We start from the raw sequence: 19,066 nt of genomic DNA on the forward strand, positions 1-19,066 counted from the left end.
GGAGGGTGAATTTTTTGAAAAAGATGATTAGCGCCTTGATGGCTGCTATCCTTACCACAGCGGTTGTCACACCGTTCCACTCACAGGCCGCATCCCCGATTAAAATTATAATTGACGGCAAAGAGCTGGTGACCGATCAGGCACCGCTGATTACTGGAGGCCGTACGTTTGTGCCGCTGAGAGGGATCTTTGAGGCGTTGGATGCGAGTGTTCTCTGGAACAACTCCACCAAAACGGTCACGGCTTATAAAGATGGAACTACAGTTGTGCTGAAGCTCGGCGCAAATAAAGCAACGATTAACAGCCAGACCGTATATCTGGATGCGCCCGCAGTCAGCAAGAATGGACGGACTTTGGTTCCGCTGCGTTTCGTCAGCGAATCCTTGGGACAAAACGTGGAATGGCAACCTGCAAGCAGCCGGGTGGTCATCAGCACTGCAAACGGCGGAAATCCGACCCAGAACGATGTGGGCAGCGCGCCTTATGTGGGTGTACGTACCTCCGGTCAGACAGGCACGGGCTCCGATGTCACAGTAAGCTTTGCCCGGCCGGCCAATCCGGCGAACATTTCCGGGTATCGGATTTTTATCGTCAAGGAAGCAAACGCTTCAAGCTTTACCTATGAGAAGGCCTTAACGGTCAACGCTTCCAATTACACACTCGTAGCGGCCGTTAATTCCGACCCGTCCGTCAATCTTACGGCACAGACCCGGGACGCGGACGGTAATACACTTGTGGCAGGAGCATCTTATCGGGCGTTTGTTCTGAGTGTGGGAAGAACGGGCGGTTACGCGTTATCAGCATCTTCATCAGCCTTTACCTTGTCAGGCTTGTCTGTAGCGGCTGTTTCCAACCTTGCGCTTCGCGATGCCGGAGACTACGGCGATGGACGGGATTTATCGGTCAGCTTCACCAGACCGGGCAATGATGCGAATATTTCGGGTTACCGGGTTTTTATTGTGAAGACTTCAAACGCATCGTCTTTCAGCTTATCAGCAGCGAATGCCACTTCCAGCAGCTACTACACAGCAGTCGGCAAATCCGGCAGCAGCACGCTGAATGTGACCCTGAACGCCGGAAGCCGGGACACTTCGGGTGATCTGATCCGAAATGGAGTATCCTATACGGCTTTTGTGCTTTCGGTAAGCAATCAATCCCTTTATGCCAATAAGCTCTCAAGTCCTTCAGCCGCGCTGACGTTAAATACCGTGAACACGGCTCCGGTGGTCAATTGGCTGAATGACGTATCCGATTATGGAGACGGACGCGATCTTCAGATCAACTTCACGAGGTCGGCAGACGAATCGAAGGTCGCCTATTACCGGATCTTTGTCGTCAAATCCGGAAATGCAGGCAGCTTCAGCTTGAATTCTGCGAATTCGGTGTCCTCCGGCCGTTATTATGATGTTGGCAAAACCGGCAATTCTTCGATCAGCACGATTCTGCCGTCGAATATGAAAGACGTGCAGGGCTCAGCGGTCACTACAGGCGTCTCCTACCGGGTCTTTGTGATGGCTGTATCCAATAATCCGTCGCTGTATCCGAATCTGCTGTCCGCTCCGTCCAGCCTTTTGACGTTAAACAACAACGCAATAACGGCGGTAAGCAACCTGCAGGTAGCGGATACAGCCGATTACGGGGATGGACGTGATCTCCGGGTGTCCTTCAACAGAGCCGCTAATGAGAGCGGCGTATCCGGATACCGGGTGTTCGTAGTGAAAGCAGGAGATGCCGGCAGCTTTAATGTCAATCTGGCCGGCAGCTTGTCCAGCTCTTACTACACGAGCGTATCCAAGACAGGAGGAAATCTGAGTCTTAACTTGAACAGCTATACACGTTCTGTTGACGGCGCTGCGGTTACCAAAGGCCAAAGCTACCGGGTTTATGTACTTACGATGGGGATCGGCGGCAACAACGTCTTGTCTTCGCCTTCTGCTTCCATCACGTTAACGGATAATCTGACGATTGGCGCGGCAAGCCATCTTCAAGTTTCGGACAGAGGGGACGCGGGCAATGCCAGCGACCTGAATGTCAGCTTTAACCGAGCCGCAAATGAAACGAATATCAGCAGCTACCGGATTATGGTTGTCAAAGCTTCGGAAGCGTCCAGCTTTACGCTGGCTAAGGCTAATAAAGTTACAAGCTCTTATTATAAACAGGTTAGTCCGGTGGGCAGGGACATCAGTATCAATCTGGACAACGGGCAGAGAACCGTGAATGGAGACATCATCCAGAATGGAACGTCTTACCAGGTCTTTGTCCTGTCCGTTGGCGGGTCCGGTTACAGCGGAAGCAATGCTTTGTCCGCCGCCTCCCCCGCCATCACCTTGACCAACAACCTGACTCTTCTTCCGGCGACTGAAGTAACGGCTGCTGTAAATGCTGATAATCCCGACAGACTTGACGTCAGCTTTAAGAAATCCGAGACGGAGAATCTGATTGCGGAATACCGGATTCTCGTGGTGCCTGCCGAGCGGGGAACCTTTACGCAAAGCGAAGCCAGCGCGGTAGAAAAACGGGGTTATTTGAGCACCGGGAAGGATGGGGATACGGTTCGCGGTACAGCAACGGTTGATATTACCGGGGCTGACCTGCAGGCAGGTGCTGGCTACAGGGTTTATGTACTGGCGGTATCCAACGGCTCAACCCATGCGCCGGATGTCCTGTCCGCGCCGTCCGAGCCTGTAACCCTGCCTGCGGCAACGACAGCTGATCCTTCAACTGCTCAGGGGCAAGAGCAATCCCCTGCTACCAGCGGCTCAGTGCCTGCTGCTCCTGCGGATAACACCCTGTAAGCAGAAGGAGAAGAGGGGCCCGCAAGGGCTTCAAATTTGGAATACTAAAAATTTTTTCACATCATATGTTAATTAGGGCTGGATTAATTGCCTGGTTCCTGCTATTATAATGGAAATATTTAAATGCTTGGATGAGGAGCAGTACCCGCCTGTCCGGTTGCCAGAAAGCTGCTGGTCGATGCGAAGCAGTAGAAGGATATCGGGGAACTCGCCTTGGAGCAGCCGTTTCGAAACCTGAACTTACTGTTCTGGAAGTAGCTACGGACGGATCGCCCGCCGTTATGATGGGGTTGGATAAGGAGTAAGGCTCTTTATCCGCTGAGCGTATGAACAACTGTTCATAAACTGGAGTGGTACCGCGTAAGACATGGTCTTTCGTCTCTATTGGAATTATAGAGATGAAAGGCCTTTTTTATTATAAACAGCAAATGGGAGGGGTTAAGCATGATGGACTACAACAAGTATAAACGCGGATATTTTATGCCGCCGGTAATCACGTATGACTGGGTGAAAAAGGATTATATCGATAAAGCGCCACTTTGGTGCAGCGTCGATCTCCGGGACGGCAACCAAGCACTGGTGAAACCGATGAATCTCCAAGAGAAGCTGGATATGTTCCGCATGCTGGTGAAGATTGGGTTTAAGGAAATCGAGGTCGCCTTTCCGGCTGCTTCCGATACCGAATTCCAGTTCCTCCGTACGATTATCGAAGAGAAGATGATTCCTGAGGATGTGACGATCCAGGTCCTCACGCAGTCCAGGGAACATATTATCCGCAGAACCTTTCAGGCGCTGGAAGGCGTGCCGCAAGCTATCGTACACCTTTATAATTCCACCTCGGTTGCGCAGCGTCAGCAGGTGTTCCAGAAGAGTAAAGAAGAGATCAAGCAGCTGGCGGTAGACGGAGCGATCCTGGTGAAGGAGCTGGCGGCATCAACGCCGGGGAACTTCCGATTCCAGTACAGCCCGGAGAGCTTCCCGGGTACAGAAGTGGACTATGCTCTGGAAGTATGCAACAGCGTGCTTGAGGTCTGGCAGCCGGACAGCGCCCATAAAGCGATCATCAACATTCCAACAACGGTAGAAATCGCTATGCCGCATGTTTTTGCCAGCCAGATCGAATATATCCATAAAAATCTTGCTTATCGCGACGGGGTTATTTTGTCCGTGCACCCGCATAATGACAGAGGCAGCGGTGTGACCGATGCGGAATATGCTGTGCTGGCCGGAGCGGACCGGGTAGAAGGCACTTTGTTTGGCAATGGAGAAAGAACCGGCAACGTTGACATCATCACACTGGCAATGAATCTGTATTCTCACGGCGTAAACCCGGAGCTGGATTTCAGCAATATGATGGAGATTATTGAAGGTTATGAACGCCTGACCAACATGAAAGTCTCCGAGCGTCACCCTTATGCGGGTCAGCTTGTCTTTACGGCTTTCTCCGGTTCTCATCAGGATGCGATCGCCAAAGGCATGCAGTGGAGGGAAAAACATAACTCGCCGATTTGGGATGTCCCTTATCTGCCTATCGATCCTAAAGATGTAGGCCGGAACTACGAGACGGACGTAATCCGCGTGAACAGCCAATCCGGCAAAGGCGGCGTAGGTTATATGCTGCAGCAAAGCTACGGCGTGCAGCTTCCGACCGGCATGAAAGAGGAAATGGGTTATCTGGCCAAAGGTGCCTCCGACCAGGGTGAAAAAGAGCTGACCGCTGAGGAAATCTACAGCCTCTTTAAAGCCGAATACGTCGATAATACGCAGAAATTTGATTTGCTCGACTGCCATTTCAACAAGCAGGAAGGATCGATTGTAGCTACACTTGAGATTATCCGCGGCGGCAAACGGGATAAAATCAACGCTTTGGGCAACGGACATCTGGATTCCGTAAGCAATGCTTTTAAAGCTTATCTGGGCCTGAATTATGATCTGTCCTTCTATGAAGAACATTCACTTGGCCGGGAGTCTTCGGCCCAGGCGATCGCTTATGTAGGCCTTACCTCAAACGGCAAAATATATTGGGGAGCCGGTATCCACCCGGATATTATCCAGGCTTCCGTTCATGCGATGCTGGTTGCGCTTAACCGTATGGCATAGCCGAATGGCGACCTGGAGGAACGAACCGATCAGCCGATACATCTCCCATGAACCTAGACCCGCCAACTGGCGGGTTTTCTTTTTTTTACATTGGCTCTGTTAAAGTTAATTGTTAGTATTACTTATAAAAAATAGAACTTCCTAATTAATGGTAGTTCTATTTTGTAATATTTGCTTATTAAACTATCGCACCCGTTAGTTGAACAATTTATGCTTTTTTTTTATTGGTATGAATAGGATATTAAGTTCTTCATATTATTTAGGTAAATTTAGTTGCCACGAAACTCCATAACGGTCATTTAGCCAGCCAAATTTCTTACTGAATCCATAATCTCCTATTGGCATAAGTGCTTGTCCACCTTCAATGAGTTTCTGATAAAGATTGTCAAGTTCTTCTTCAGTATTACAAGTAACAAATATTGAGAATGAAGGTGTGAAGGAGAACTGATGTTTAATATTGCTGTCTATGCACATAAATTCTTGACCTTTTAAGGTGAAAGTAGCCTGCATAACAGTTCCTTCATCCCCACTTTCATTTGCACCATATCGAACAATATTTGTAATTGCTGAATCCTCAATCAGAGATGTGTAAAAATTCATTGCCTCTTCTGCGTTGCCCTCTTGAAACATTAAAAATGGTGTGACCTTTTCCATTATAAATCTACTCCTTTTAGAATCTATTTTCTAAATTATAATTCAACCTATATTATAATATCCATTCTTTTACTAACCTGTGCAACTCCATTAAAACGTTGTATCCTTCCTTTAAGCCTCCGGTGATAATTGTTAACGTTCTGGATATGGAATAGTCCCTTTGTGCGAACCTTACCATCAGACTTGAATTGATAAATATCCATCCCTTTTTCAGCAGCATATGTTTTAAAGGCACGCCAAGAATCGGTGCATAATACATTTTCGCTTGAAAGTTTATGTCCGATGGCTTTATCTAACTGTTCTTTTGTTAATCGCCCCATTCCCAACGTCTGCGAAAAAGTCATCTTTTCACGGTCTCTTGCGACCAATACACATACTTGTTCGCTGCTTATGCCACGTTTCTTAGCAGAACCTCCACGTTTACAAGGTTTTCTGTCTTTTATCTTTCTTTGCCCTTTTTCTGAGTATAGGAAACAGGTCTCGTCCATTTCAACGATACCTTCAAAATTAGATATTTCCATTTGTTTTAGTGATGATAAGAGTTTATGCCTCCAGTAAAACAATGTAACGTGAGTAACATTTCCAACTAATTTAGCAGATTTACGCAGAGAATACCCTTCTATCATACATTCGATGAATTTAATCCATTGATTGAGATGGCGTGTTCGATATAGAGCAGTATTTATGAGGTCAGTAAATGTCCTTTTAACACGCTTTACAGCGATAACGTTGCTTTTCTACTTCATCACCATCAACACTCGTTGAGTATGTGCCATACCGAACGATATGTTCTGATTCACAGTCAGGACAATGATAACCGCTCTTATTTTTGCGTTCAGATATTTCTTGCAGAACAGTTCCTGTCGAAGAAGATGCAGTAAGTGCATCAATTAAATCTCTCGTAGTCGGTGCTTTTCTTCTGGATTTAGTTTTTGTATGGTTTTAAGAATATCAGTTGCTCTCACGTTCATCACCACTTTTATATAGTTAAACCCATTATAGAACATAGGTTCCTGTGAATCAAATTATCAACAACAGGCTTTAACAGAGCCTTTACATTAGAAATGCCTACAGTTTCCGTAGAATTGCCTCTCATCCCTAAAAGGCGCTATTCCCTATAATGGGTAGGAAAGAAGTGGAAAGGAGGAAGGCTATCGAATTATGTAACCGCTAACACAATGTTGAAGAAAACGAGATAGAGGTCGTTATTCATTCCAAAACCCGGTTTTTGAGGAGGAATATAATGCGCAACAAATTTGTCGCCTTATCGCTTGTCATCAGCATGTTGTTCTCCGGTTTCTTTCTTGATGCGGGTCCGCTTACTCCATCTGCATCTGCTGCAGGAGGGTCTAATTTGACTCTGGGCAAAACGATTACCGCCAGCGGTCAGGCTGACGTCTATAGTCCGGATAACGTTAAAGACGGCAGCCAGAATACTTATTGGGAAAGCGCGAATAACGCCTTTCCGCAGTGGATTCAAGTCGACCTTGGAGCTGCCGCAAGCATTGATCAGATCGTTCTGAAGCTCCCAACGGCAAGCGGCTGGAATACAAGAACACAAACCCTTTCTGTGCAAGGCAGTATCAATGGCTCAAGTTATACAACTTTGGTCGGTTCCGCAGACTACGTCTTCTCGCCGGAATCGGGCAATACGGTTACCATAAATTTCTCGGCGGCTAATACCCGTTATGTGAAGCTTACTTTTACTGGAAATACAGGCTGGCCGGCTGCTCAGCTTTCCGAATTGGAGATTTACGGAGCCGATCCAACACCGACACCGACACCGACACCGACACCGACACCAACACCAACACCGACACCAACACCGACACCAACACCAACACCAACACCAACACCCGAACCAACGCCAACTCCAGGTCCAGGGTCGAATGTGGCTCTAGGCAAAACCATTACAGCTTCTTCTCACACGCAAAATTATGTGGAAAGCAACGCCAACGACAACAACCTGTCTACTTATTGGGAGGGCGCAAGCAATCCAAGCACGCTAACGCTTGATCTTGGATCGAACCATGATATTTCCTCAATTGTGCTCAAGCTGAATCCAGACCCGGTTTGGTCCTCGCGCACCCAAACCATTCAAGTGCTTGGCCACAATCAGAGCACAACGAGCTTCAGCAGCCTGGTCGGGGAAAAAGCCTACACGTTTGATCCGGCTTCCGGCAATTCGGTCACTATTCCGGTAACGGCTACGGTTAAACGGCTGCAGCTGAATATCAGTTCAAATACAGGAGCTCCGGCAGGCCAAATCGCCGAGTTTCAGGTATTTGGCACTCCGGCGGCCAACCCGGATCTGACGGTCACCGGATTGGCCTGGACGCCGGCTTCTCCGGCTGAGAACAACTCTTTTACGCTTAACGCGGTTGTCAAGAACAACGGAACCCACGCGGCGGGGGCGACGAGCGTGAACTTTTATTTGAACAATGAGCTTGCCGGCTCATCGCCTGTCGGGGGATTAGCCGCAGGGGCAAGCACAACGGTTTCTTTGAATGTGGGCAGCAAAACCGCGGGCACCTATTCCGTCACAGCTAAAGTAGACGAAAATAATGCCGTGATCGAAACGAATGAGAGCAATAACAGCTATACGAGTCCAGCTTCGCTTGTAATTGCTCCGATATCCAGCTCGGACCTGATCGGAACCGTCGCCTGGTCGCCTGCTACACCGCAGGCCGGAAATGCCGTCAGCTTCAGTGTTACCCTGAAGAATCAGGGAACCATCGCGACGGCGGGCGGGGCACACGGCATTACGGTTGTCCTCAAAAATGCTTCCGGAGCAACGCTTCAAACATTCACCGGTTCTTACAACGGTTCGCTTGCTGCCGGGGCTTCGGCTAATGTGGCTCTACCGGGCAGCTGGACCGCGCAAACCGGCAGCTATACAGTAACAACTACAATCGCTGCGGATGCCAATGAAGTGGGCTCAAAACAATCGAACAACACAACGACCAACAATTTTGTCGTTTACGGCGCCCGCGGAGCGAGCATGCCATACAGCCGCTATGACACCGAAGATGCGACCCGGGGCGGCGGCGCCGTATTAAAGACAGCACCTACCTTCGACCAGTCCTTGACGGCTTCGGAAGCTTCAGGCCAAAGCTACATTGCTTTGCCGTCGAACGGTTCCTATGCCGAATGGACCGTGAAGCAGGGGCAAGGCGGAGCAGGCGTAACCATGAGATTTACGCTGCCGGATACGGCTGACGGCATGGGGCAAAACGGTTCTCTCGACGTCTACGTTAATGGAACCAAAGCCCAAACAGTGTCGCTTACTTCGTATTACAGCTGGCAGTACTTTTCGGGTGACATGCCGGCCGACTCGCCAAGCGGCGGACGTCCGCTGTTCCGCTTCGACGAAGTGCATTTTAAACTGGATACGGCACTGAAAGCCGGCGATAAAATCCGCATCCAGAAAAATAACGGGGACAGTCTCGAATACGGGGTCGACTTCCTCGAAATCGAACCGCTGCCTGCACCTGTGCCTCGTCCGGCCAACTCGGTGTCCGTGACCGATTTCGGCGCGGTAGCGAATGACAACCAGGATGATTTGGCCGCGTTTAAGGCGGCGGTAAACGCTGCCGTCTCCGGAGGCAAAGTCCTGTACATTCCGGAAGGCACCTTCCATCTCTCGAGCATGTGGGAGATTGGCTCAGCGAATAACATGATCAACAATATTACGATTACGGGAGCCGGCATTTGGTATACCAATCTGCAGTTCACCAACCCTAACGCAGCGGGCGGAGGCATTTCGCTCCGGATCTCCGGCAAGCTGGATTTCAGCAATGTGTACATGAACTCCAATCTGCGTTCGCGTTACGGCCAAAACGCCATCTACAAAGGTTTCATGGACAATTTCGGCACCAATTCCGTTATCCATGACGTCTGGGTGGAGCATTTCGAATGCGGCATGTGGGTTGGCGATTATGCGCATACGCCGGCCATTTACGCAAACGGCTTGACGGTGGAGAACAGCCGCATCCGCAACAATCTGGCGGACGGCGTCAATTTTTCACAGGGCACCAGCAATTCTACCGTGAGGAATACGAATCTCCGCAACAACGGGGATGACGCTCTTGCTGTCTGGACGAGTGACACCAACGGCGCTCCTGCCGGCGTGAACAATACCTTCTCTTATAACACGATTGAGAACAACTGGCGGGCAGGCGGCATCGCTTTCTTCGGCGGAAGCGGCCACAAAGCGGACCACAACTACATTAGTGACTGTGTTGGCGGCTCCGGCATCCGCATGAATACGGTGTTCCCGGGCTACCACTTCCAGAACAATACGGGCATTTTGTTCTCCGATAATACAATCGTCAATTGCGGTACCAGCAAAGACTTGTATAACGGCGAACGCGGCGCGATTGATTTGGAAGCTTCTAACGACGCCATCCGGAACGTCACGTTTACCAACATCGATATCATCAACAGCCAGCGTGATGCCATTCAGTTCGGCTATGGCGGCGGCTTCCAGAACATTGTGTTCAACAACATCACGATCAACGGAACCGGTCTGGACGGCGTGACCACCTCCCGGTTCTCCGGCCCGCACCTCGGCGCGGCCATCTTCGCTTACACCGGCAACGGTGCGGCTACGTTTAATCGTCTGGTAACCAGCAATGTGGCTTATCCGGATCTGTATTACATCCAGAACGGATTTGGCTTGACGATCAACAATTAAGATTTGGAAAAGAGGGGTCCGACTTGGTCGGGCCTCTTTTTTTGAACTTTTATTCTCTGGGCACAAATGAGATACTGGTTGGAAGACGGGTTATTAAATCCGCAGGCACTGAAAGACCCTATCATCCGATTCGCGATTAGGATCTGTTTGGAGGAAATTCATGTGAAACCGATTCAAACTACGAAACAAGCGCTCAGGCGTTTTCTGCTCGAGACGCAGCTTTTGCCGAGCGTGAGCGTGGAGGCGGATGGCGATCAGGAGGCTCAACCTGCCGCTACGCATCAAAAGGTGTTAGAGGTTCTGCGTCATTTGGAATGTGTGCAAATTGACCCGGTGGCCGCTGTCAAACCCAATCAGCATTTGGTGCTTGCCGCCCGGATTCCCGGCTATCAGCCGTCCTTATTAAACGAGCTTCTGCGGGATAGAGCCGTGTTCGAATATTTTGCAAATGCAGCGTGCGTGATCCCGATGGAGGATTATCCGGTCTTTGAACCGGTTCGCAGGCGCATTTTCAGTCAGCTTGACAGCCGGCTCGAGGAGATCCGGCCGGTTGCGGACGAGGTTTTGAGCAAGCTGGAGCAGGAAGGCCCGCTTCCTGCCAAAGCTTTTCAATCCGATCAGAAGGTCCAGGGTTATTGGGATAATACGGCCAAAACCAAAGCGAGTTCCCACGCGATCAACCTGCTGATGGACATGGCGGAAATTCAGATCGTCGGCCGTGAAGGCAACCAGCGCCTCTTTGATTTAACCCGCCGGAGCATTCCCGGCAAATGGCTGGGGCTTGCGGATACGATTACGGAGGCTGAAGCGCTTGAGGGCATGCTGCAAAAATATTTCCGGGCTTACCGGGTTTTCGAACCCTCGGATCCCCGTTTGGGATGGCAGCGCCTCACGGCGAAAGACCGCCGGGAGACGTTAGCCAGAAGGAAGGCAGAAGGCGAACTTGTTCAGCTGGAGGTGGAGGGCGTCAAAAGCGGTTACTACATCCTAGCCGCTGATCTAAACCGTCTGCTGTTTCATCAGGCGGCAGAAGAGCGAGAGGATTCGCATGGGTTTCCCGCTCCCGTCCGGTTCCTTCCGCCGCTGGATAATTTGTTATGGAGCCGGAAACGTTTGGAGGACTTGTTCGACTTCGAATACCGCTGGGAGATTTATACGCCGGCCGTCAAACGGAAATACGGCTACTACGCCATGCCGATTTTGGCCGGCGACCGGCTGATCGGCCGGATGGATCCGCGGCTTGACACCAAAAAACAGCATTTAACCGTTCGGCTGCTGCAGATCGATCCTGGAATTGACTATACATCCGAACTCCGGCAAAGCGTGGAGCAGGAGCTTGAACGTTTTGCCAAAGTCCACGGGGCTCTTACGCTCACGGTTCAAAACGTGCAGATCGGCGAACAAGCCGCCATCGAATCAAACGAAGATTGACAGCGTTTTCGAATATTGAATATGATGAGGGTGCCGGAAAATGGAGGAGGAACCGAGGTACATATTCATTACCGGGGCTAACCCGGGGCGGGGGAAGAAATGCTGATTGAATCCAAGCTATAGGCAGCTGAAAGGAGCGTTATCCGAATGAATAAAATCGACGAACCCAATATCGACGAACCTAATAAACCTGAGGACCGGGGCGTCACCAGCATACTGGAGACGATCGACGTACAGACCGGAGAAAGGGGGGTGCTGGCCGAGTTCGAGGAACTGATCGAAGCGCCGAACTGGACCCGGGATGGGCGGACGCTTATCTATAACAGCGGCGGATCGCTGTTTAAATTTGATTTGGAAACAAGGGAGAGCACCCGGATGAACTCCGGTTTTGCAAACCGCTGCAACAACGATCATGTCCTGTCGCCGGATAACCGGCGGGTAGCGGTCAGTCATCACACCAAGGAGGACGGCAAGTCCAGAATTTATATTTTCCCGATGGTCGGCGGAAAGCCGGAGCTGATCACGGCAATGGCGCCAAGTTATTTGCACGGCTGGTCGCCGGATGGCAGCACGCTTGCTTACTGCGCGGAACGCGGCGGCGTGTTTAATATCTATACGATCCCGGCCGAAGGCGGAGTGGAGACTCAGCTGACGCATACGCCAGGTCTTGACGACGGGCCGGAATATTCGCCGGACGGCGCGCATATTTGGTTTAATTCCACGCGGACCGGGCTGATGCAGGTTTGGCGGATGAACCCGGACGGCAGCGAACAAACGCAGGTGATGGAGGAAGACAGCAACAATTGGTTCCCACATGTTTCGCCTGACGGTACCAAAGTGGTTTATATCGCTTACCGCAAAGGGGATGTCGACCCGGCGGATCATCCGCCGAACAAACAGGTCCAGCTTCGGATGATGGACTATGACGGCGGGAACATCCGCGTTTTGGCCGACCTGTTTGGAGGACAAGGGACAATCAATGTCAACTCGTGGTCCCCGGAAAGCCGGCAGATTGCTTTTGTCAGCTACCGATTGAGGGGATAAGCCGCAAATTCATGTGTTTGATCTGTTTCGTTTCGGCTAAATGGGCTCATGGAAGGCCCGGAAAAAAGAAAACCATCTTCCGTCCCTTTCGGGCGGAGGATGGTTTTTCACTTTCAGCCCACTGTTCAATCATCGTTCACTGTTACCAAGCGGCTACCGTGCCGTCTGTCCGGGAATCCGTCCCCCCGCAAAACACACCGGTATCCGGGTCCCGCCAGATGATTTGCCCGCGGCCGAAAGATCCGGAATCGAGCGTAATCCGGATATCATGCCCGAGCCGGGCGAGCGCCTGCGCGGTAGCGTTGGGAAAGGTTGGTTCCACAAGCACCGTTTTCCCGCCCGTCCACTGCCATCTTGGCGCATCCAAAGCGGCCTGGGGATGAAGGCCGTAGTCGATCGTATTCATCACTACCTGCATATGGCCCTGGGGCTGCATGTATCCGCCCATGACGCCAAACGGGCCGATGGCCTGGCCGTTTCTCGTCAGGAATCCGGGAATGATCGTATGATAAGTGCGTTTGCCGGGCTCCAGCCGGTTGTCATGTCCGTCCTCAAGCGAGAAATCGCTGCCCCGGTTCTGCAGGGCAATGCCGGTTCCCGGCACAACCAGTCCTGAACCGAAGCCCATATAATTGCTTTGGATAAAAGAGATCATGTTGCCTTCGCCGTCGGCCGCCGCCAGATACACCGTCCCGCTCGCATGCGGGTCCCCGGCCTCGGGCTGGAGCGCACTGGCGCCGATCAGCTCCCTGCGGCGGGCTCCGTATTCCTCGGACAGCAGGCGCGTTATGTCCGCCTTCATGTGGCGGCTGTCCGTTATATATTTCTGGCCATCCGCGAAAGCCAGCTTCATCGCTTCAATCTGGCGGTGGAAGTTCTGCACTTCATCGGCGCCGAATTCAAATCCTTTGGCGATGTTGAGCGCCATCAGGGCGACGAGCCCCTGTCCGTTCGGAGGGATTTCCCATACGTCATAACCCCTGTAGGCCGTGCTGATCGGCTGCACCCATTCCGGCTGGTAGGCCGCCAAATCGTTTGCCTGCAAATAACCGCCGGCCTGGCGCACGAACCCTGCGATCCGTTCCGCAAGCTCTCCTCTGTAAAAAGCTTCCGCTCCCGTTTCACCGATCAGGCGCAGCGTTGAGCCATGGTCCGGAGAACGCCACATTTCCCCGGGTCTGGGCGCACGGCCTGCCGGTGCGAAGGTGGCAAACCAGGGCTCAAAGCACTTGTCGGTAAAAATATCCCGGAAACGCGCATAAGCTTTCTCCCAAAAATAAGCGACCGTCGGCGAAACGGGGAACCCGTTCTCTGCGTAGTCAATGGCCGGCTGCAGCACCTCGCTTAAAGGCAGACGTCCGAAGCGGCGGGACAGCTCCGCCCAGCCGCCCGGCGTTCCCGGCACGGTGACGGGCAAAGCGCCGAACGTGGGCATTTTCGTATGTCCGGCGGCTTTGACGGCCTCTCTGGTTATCGACATTGGGGCGGGGCCGCTCGCATTTAATCCATGCAGCTTGCCTTGGGTCCACACCAGAGCGAAAGCATCGCTGCCAATGCCGTTAGCGTTAGGCTCTACAACAGTCAGTGCTGCGGCTGTCGCGATAGCCGCATCGATGGCATTGCCGCCGCTCCGTAGAATCTCTAGGCCGGCCTGAGCAGCCAAAGGCTGTGAGGCTGCAACCATGCCGTTACGGGCAAAGAGAGGTCTACGGTAAGCGGGGTGAGGCTGGTAATACGAATCAAACATAAGGAAGCACCTCCCTTTTTTTCATTAGATTATGAAGGAAATCTTCCAAAACATCCAGTATAAATTCTGGCGTTTTATGCCGCTTTCGGCAAGGAGTTGAGAATGTATCAAATCACTCTTTCCGTTTGGTCCGGCATGCACTATACTGGGGAAGGAGTAAATTGAAGCGCTTTCTAAATAACTGGGAAGTGCGGTTGTTATGTCTGAATGAGAAGCTTTCAGCAAGAGGGCTTAAGCGTGTACAACAGGGATGGAGGAATTTGAAATGGCTAAATTAAAGGTTACGGTTTGGAATGAATATCGCCATGAACGGGAAGATGCCAAGGTAGCAGAGATTTATCCGGCTGGGATTCATCAGGCGATCGGCGGCTATTTGGGGCAGGACAGCACGCTGGAGGTACGTACAGCGACACTGGATGAGCCTGAGCACGGTTTGACGGATGAAGTATTGGCTGAGACGGACGTGCTGATCTGGTGGGGGCATGTGGCGCATCACGAGGTGAAGGATGAGATTGTGCAGAAGGTAAGAGATCGAGTTCTGGACGGCATGGGACTGATCGTGCTGCATTCCGCACATGCTTCGAAAATCTTTGAAGCTCTGCTCGGCACGCATACCGGCCAGCTCAAATGGCGGGAAGCCGGCGAGAAGGAACGGTTGTGGGTCGTAGAACCGAATCATCCGATTGCCGCAGGATTAGGCGAATATATTGAAATTGCCCATGAGGAAATGTATGGGGAACGTTTTGAAATTCCGGCACCGGATGAACTGGTCTTCATTTCCTGGTTCGAGGGCGGGGAAGTGTTCCGCAGCGGCTGCTGCTACCGCCGGGGCAAAGGCAAGCTGTTCTATTTCCGTCCTGGACATGAAAGCTTTCCGACCTATCACCATCCCGATGTGATCAAGGTCATTTCGAATGCGGTCCGCTGGGCAGCTCCTGTCGCCGGTTCTAAGGTTACGTACGGCCGGGTGGAGCCTCTTGAAGCCCTTAAAGTCACGGAGCATGTTTGAGCATTTGGGGTTGATCTGATTCAGCCGCTTGCAGGAGGCCTTAAGCCGGGGAAGAAAAGAAGCCGCGTTCGTGCGGCTTCTTTTTGTCTGCTTGTGCAGAAAGAGCTTTTTCATCCTTGGGTGAATGACTTGGCCGGATAATGGACAAGCTTTAGTTACCAGAAAATGGTTTGTTTGGGAGGCGAAAATGGATAATTTCCGTGAAAAATGGCGCAGCCGACGTTATAAAGCCCATGTCAGCATTCTTGGAACCACTCAGCTGCATAAAAGAAACCCTTATACAATCGGCTTTTGGTCTATGGCTTTTCCAGGTTTTGGTCACCTGCTGCTTAACAAATACCTGCGTGGTTATGTTCTTGTTCTCTGGGAAATGTTCATCAATCAAAAGATCCATCTGAATGAAGCCATGGTCTTCACTTTTAACGGAAACTTTCAGGCCGCACGCGAGGTGTTGGACCCTAACTTTACTTATCTCTATATACCGGTTTATTTATTCGCCATTTGGGACAGCTACCGGACCGCTGTGGATATGAACAAGGTGTACATCCTTGCGGTAAGGGAAAATGCGCCCTTTAATGAATTCAGTATCGGTGCGCTCGAAGTCAATTACCTGGATAAACGCAAGCCTTGGGTATCGGTTGTATGGTCTATGGGGGTACCGAGTGTAGGTCAGCTGTATCTTCATCGGATCGTGCTGGCGGTTTTTATCCTGGTGACAACGATCGTGCTGGTGTGGGAATCCCATTTTATTCTGGCCGTTCACTACCTGATCCTCGGGGATCTTGCCAGTTCCAACCGGGTTCTGAATGCCCAGTGGCTGCTGTATTTTCCATCGTTCTATTTCTTTACTATCTACGATGCATATACCAATACGATAGAGAATAACAAACTATTTGATTCGGCAATGAAAACGTTCTTGTTACAGAAATACCAGCCTCAGGGCAAACATGTTACGGTAGGAGAAAAGGTGAGCTGATGCAGATTTTTGCTACTTTCGAATATACGTCGCTCCTCGAAATCGCCATTTCGGAGCTTGAGGAGAAAGGTATTACGGAGATCTATGCCGTGCCCCTTGATCTTCGCAAGCAGGAGCCCCGCCTCATGGACAGCATTCACCGGGCTGATGGACTCTCATTTATTGATAAAGGAATGGTGTTTGCCTTTATGCTGTCGACCATAGGGGCAAGCAAAGGTTTTGTTTGGCCAGGAGGCCCTATTATCTGGGGGCTGGCCGGGGCGGTAACCGGATTTACGTTTGGAATCCTGGTGAACTGGGTCATATATTTGGCGAAAAGGCATAAGAACCAAACCGAAATCCGCAAAGGCAAAAAGGGAGATGTCATCTTAATAGTCACCTGCGAGGAAAATCAGATTTCCGTTGTAGAGGATATTTTGTGAGATCATAGAGCGTATGGTCTAGCAAAAACCAGATAACAAGCTTTATGTCTGTTCCTCTCCCTAATCCTCCAATCCCTGGGCTTTGCCGGAATCTTGCTCTCGTAGCCTAAAGACCTTTTAAGTTTACGTATCCTGAGGGTATACTTGGCTTCAGGAGGTGATCAGGTTGCACATGCACAAGGAATTGTTCGACCATATCTATGAGACCGTGGCCAGGAAAGAGAGTACCTATGACGGCGTTTATTATACCTGCGTTAAAACCACCCGTATCTTCTGCCGTCCCTCCTGCCGGGCAAGGACACCTTTTCCTCAAAACATTCTATTTGCAACTTCTGTACAAGAAGCGATCGATGCGGGCTTTCGTCCCTGCAAACGCTGCAGGCCGGAGCTGCCGGGCAGGCAAACGCCGGATGAGCGGCTGGCGGCTGAAGTGAACAGGCTGCTGAAGCAAGGGATCAACGGGCCTATTACGCTTCAGGAGATTGCTGATATGCTTGCGATCAGTCCTTTTCACCTGCAGAGGCTTTATAAGCGGGTCACCGGTTCCACGCCTGCCGTGTACCTGCAGGAGCTCCGGTTAGCTGAAGCAAAAATAAGGCTTGAAAGCGGCGATGATGCCGGAACGATTGCAGCCGTCGCCAAGGCGGTTGGATATCGCAGCCATTCCCATTTCACAGCCTGGTTCAGCCAGGAGACAGGGATGACGCCGAGTGAATACCGCAACGTACATAAGGAAAGGGGCAGGCAAGGATGAGCAGATCTGTGGTTTATTGGGCAGAAACTGAGCCGGGGGAGGATTCATGGACCTTGCTTGCGACAGAACAGGGAATATGCCGAGTTCTATATCCGGGGGACTCCCCGGATCGCTGGAGCAGCTGGCTGAAACGTCTGGCACCTGGAGCAGAGCTGGAGGAGAACAGGGCAGCCATAACGCGTTTTGGAATCTTTGAGTTATGGGACGATTATTTTAAAGGCAAACCGGTCTCCTTCGATTCCGTACCGCTGGATGGATTCGGCACGCCGTTTCAATTGGAGGTTTGGTCCAAGCTGCAGCAGATTCCTTACGGTACGGTCTGGACTTACCGAGAGCTGGCTGCTTCCATCGGCCGGCCTCAAGCGGTTCGTGCAGTTGGAACGGCAAATGGCGCCAATCCGCTGCCGGTTTTGGTGCCATGCCACCGCGTGATCGGCTCGAACAGGACCTTGGTCGGTTACCGAGGAGGTCTGGCGATGAAGGAACGGCTGCTGCAGCTGGAAGGAGTGGTAGCCGTTGAACCGAAAGGACACGAACGTTTCCGGCACTGATTTCTATATTCCGGTTCCTGAAGGTTTTCAATTTGCCCACTGTCTTGATTATTTAGGAAGGTCGGAAGAAGAATGCCTCTATGAGATTCACGGACAAGCGGTACGCAAGCTGTTTGTTCTCAGCGACCGGCTCGTGCTGCTCGAATTCAGCAATGACGGCAGCCGCCGGATTCAGGCGGCAGTTCTGCATGGAGGTCCCTTACAGGATTCCGAGCAGCAGATGGTGGAGAAATACGTTCGCGAATGGTTTGATTTGGAACGGAATTTAGAACCCTTCTACTCGCTTGCCGCTGAGGATGTCCTGTTAAGCAAGGTTGTGAAATCGCTTTACGGATTGCGGATCGTAGGCATCCCCGATCTGTTTGAGGCGCTTTGCTGGGCTGTATTGGGTCAGCAGATTCATTTGTCTTTGGCTTATGCGCTTAAGAGAAGGGTTACCTATGCTTATGGGAGCGCGTTGGACTGGAACGGCACCCGTTATTATAGCTTTCCTTCTCCAAAGCAGCTGTTGGCTGCATCACCGGAAGAGTTGGGGGCTATGAAGGTATCCCGCGCCAAAAGCGCAGCTCTGCTGGAAATTGCCCGGAGCATGGAGAGCGGAGAGTTAAACCGGGAGATGCTGCTTGGACTTGGGGATTATGAGCAGATGGGAGAGAGGCTTCAGCGCATCAAGGGGGTTGGCCCCTGGACGTCCCACTATGTCCGGATGCGGTGTCTGGGAGATTCAGGGGCGTTCCCGATTGGGGATGCGGGTCTGCGCAATGCCGTCAAGTCGGCGGCAGGGCTCGCGGTCAAGCCTGACGAAGCTTGTCTCCGCGAGCTCTTCCTCCCTTGGAAGGGGTGGGAGGCTTACGCGACCTTTTATTTATGGCGAACCTTATATTAGC

General features: G+C 51.4%; 13 protein-coding genes, 1 pseudogene and 1 other annotated feature. Of the genes and pseudogenes, 11 read left to right on the forward strand and 3 right to left on the reverse strand.

Annotation, left to right across the window (positions count from 1 at the left end):
- Positions 1-23 precede the first annotated feature (23 nt).
- Together AWM70_RS07025 and AWM70_RS07030 are read left to right on the forward strand one after the other, a co-directional pair.
- Positions 24-2,795, forward strand: coding sequence for a copper amine oxidase N-terminal domain-containing protein (locus tag AWM70_RS07025; protein ID WP_237167899.1), 2,772 nt, complete (start codon positions 24-26; stop codon positions 2,793-2,795).
- A gap of 119 nt (positions 2,796-2,914) precedes the next feature.
- Positions 2,915-3,181 (forward strand) — a binding site (T-box leader).
- Between the two features lie 58 nt (positions 3,182-3,239).
- The gene (locus AWM70_RS07030; protein WP_068694976.1) at positions 3,240-4,895 is read left to right on the forward strand and encodes a 2-isopropylmalate synthase; all 1,656 of its coding nucleotides are present in this window, start codon (positions 3,240-3,242) and stop codon (positions 4,893-4,895) included.
- Between the two features lie 255 nt (positions 4,896-5,150).
- Here AWM70_RS07030 and AWM70_RS07035 read toward each other — a convergent pair whose 3' ends face one another.
- Complete coding sequence (locus AWM70_RS07035; protein WP_068694978.1) at positions 5,151-5,549, reverse strand: VOC family protein; 399 nt, start codon at positions 5,547-5,549, stop codon at positions 5,151-5,153.
- Positions 5,550-5,629: 80 nt separating this feature from the next.
- Positions 5,630-6,514, reverse strand: a pseudogene (locus tag AWM70_RS22630) (IS1595 family transposase); the annotation flags it as partial.
- 278 nt (positions 6,515-6,792) lie between these two features.
- Here AWM70_RS22630 and AWM70_RS07045 point away from each other — a divergent pair.
- The 3 genes from AWM70_RS07045 to AWM70_RS07055 all read left to right on the forward strand — a co-directional run bounded on the left by AWM70_RS07045 (position 6,793) and on the right by AWM70_RS07055 (position 12,720).
- Positions 6,793-10,245: a discoidin domain-containing protein gene (locus tag AWM70_RS07045; RefSeq protein WP_068694980.1), complete on the forward strand. Its 3,453-nt coding sequence runs from the start codon at positions 6,793-6,795 to the stop codon at positions 10,243-10,245.
- Positions 10,246-10,407: 162 nt separating this feature from the next.
- A complete protein-coding gene (locus tag AWM70_RS07050) occupies positions 10,408-11,676 on the forward strand; it encodes a winged helix-turn-helix domain-containing protein (RefSeq protein WP_068694982.1) in 1,269 nt (422 codons plus the stop codon).
- A gap of 147 nt (positions 11,677-11,823) precedes the next feature.
- Complete coding sequence (locus AWM70_RS07055) at positions 11,824-12,720, forward strand: TolB family protein (RefSeq protein WP_068694984.1); 897 nt, start codon at positions 11,824-11,826, stop codon at positions 12,718-12,720.
- Between the two features lie 142 nt (positions 12,721-12,862).
- Here AWM70_RS07055 and AWM70_RS07060 read toward each other — a convergent pair whose 3' ends face one another.
- Positions 12,863-14,467: a gamma-glutamyltransferase family protein gene (locus tag AWM70_RS07060; protein WP_068694986.1), complete on the reverse strand. Its 1,605-nt coding sequence runs from the start codon at positions 14,465-14,467 to the stop codon at positions 12,863-12,865.
- A 265-nt stretch (positions 14,468-14,732) separates the two neighbouring features.
- Between AWM70_RS07060 and AWM70_RS07065 the strand changes: the two genes are divergently transcribed.
- The 6 genes from AWM70_RS07065 to AWM70_RS07090 all read left to right on the forward strand — a co-directional run bounded on the left by AWM70_RS07065 (position 14,733) and on the right by AWM70_RS07090 (position 19,065).
- The gene (locus AWM70_RS07065) at positions 14,733-15,476 is read left to right on the forward strand and encodes a ThuA domain-containing protein (protein WP_068694988.1); all 744 of its coding nucleotides are present in this window, start codon (positions 14,733-14,735) and stop codon (positions 15,474-15,476) included.
- Between the two features lie 187 nt (positions 15,477-15,663).
- Positions 15,664-16,452 (forward strand): hypothetical protein, encoded by a 789-nt coding sequence (locus tag AWM70_RS07070; protein ID WP_068694990.1) that lies wholly within the window; start codon positions 15,664-15,666, stop codon positions 16,450-16,452.
- Entirely contained in the window at positions 16,452-16,874 is a 423-nt protein-coding gene (locus AWM70_RS07075) for a hypothetical protein (RefSeq protein WP_068694992.1), read from the forward strand. Before AWM70_RS07070 ends, AWM70_RS07075 begins: the two co-directional genes overlap by 1 nt.
- Before the next feature lie 172 nt (positions 16,875-17,046).
- Complete coding sequence (locus tag AWM70_RS07080) at positions 17,047-17,628, forward strand: bifunctional transcriptional activator/DNA repair enzyme AdaA (protein WP_068694994.1); 582 nt, start codon at positions 17,047-17,049, stop codon at positions 17,626-17,628.
- Entirely contained in the window at positions 17,625-18,179 is a 555-nt protein-coding gene (locus AWM70_RS07085) for a methylated-DNA--[protein]-cysteine S-methyltransferase (RefSeq protein ID WP_068694996.1), read from the forward strand. The genes AWM70_RS07080 and AWM70_RS07085 overlap by 4 nt, the downstream gene beginning before the upstream one ends.
- The gene (locus AWM70_RS07090; RefSeq protein WP_083180156.1) at positions 18,145-19,065 is read left to right on the forward strand and encodes a DNA-3-methyladenine glycosylase family protein; all 921 of its coding nucleotides are present in this window, start codon (positions 18,145-18,147) and stop codon (positions 19,063-19,065) included. The genes AWM70_RS07085 and AWM70_RS07090 overlap by 35 nt, the downstream gene beginning before the upstream one ends.
- Position 19,066: the final 1 nt, after the last annotated feature.

It is taken from the genome of Paenibacillus yonginensis (assembly GCF_001685395.1).
Lineage (GTDB): Bacteria > Bacillota > Bacilli > Paenibacillales > Paenibacillaceae > Fontibacillus > Fontibacillus yonginensis.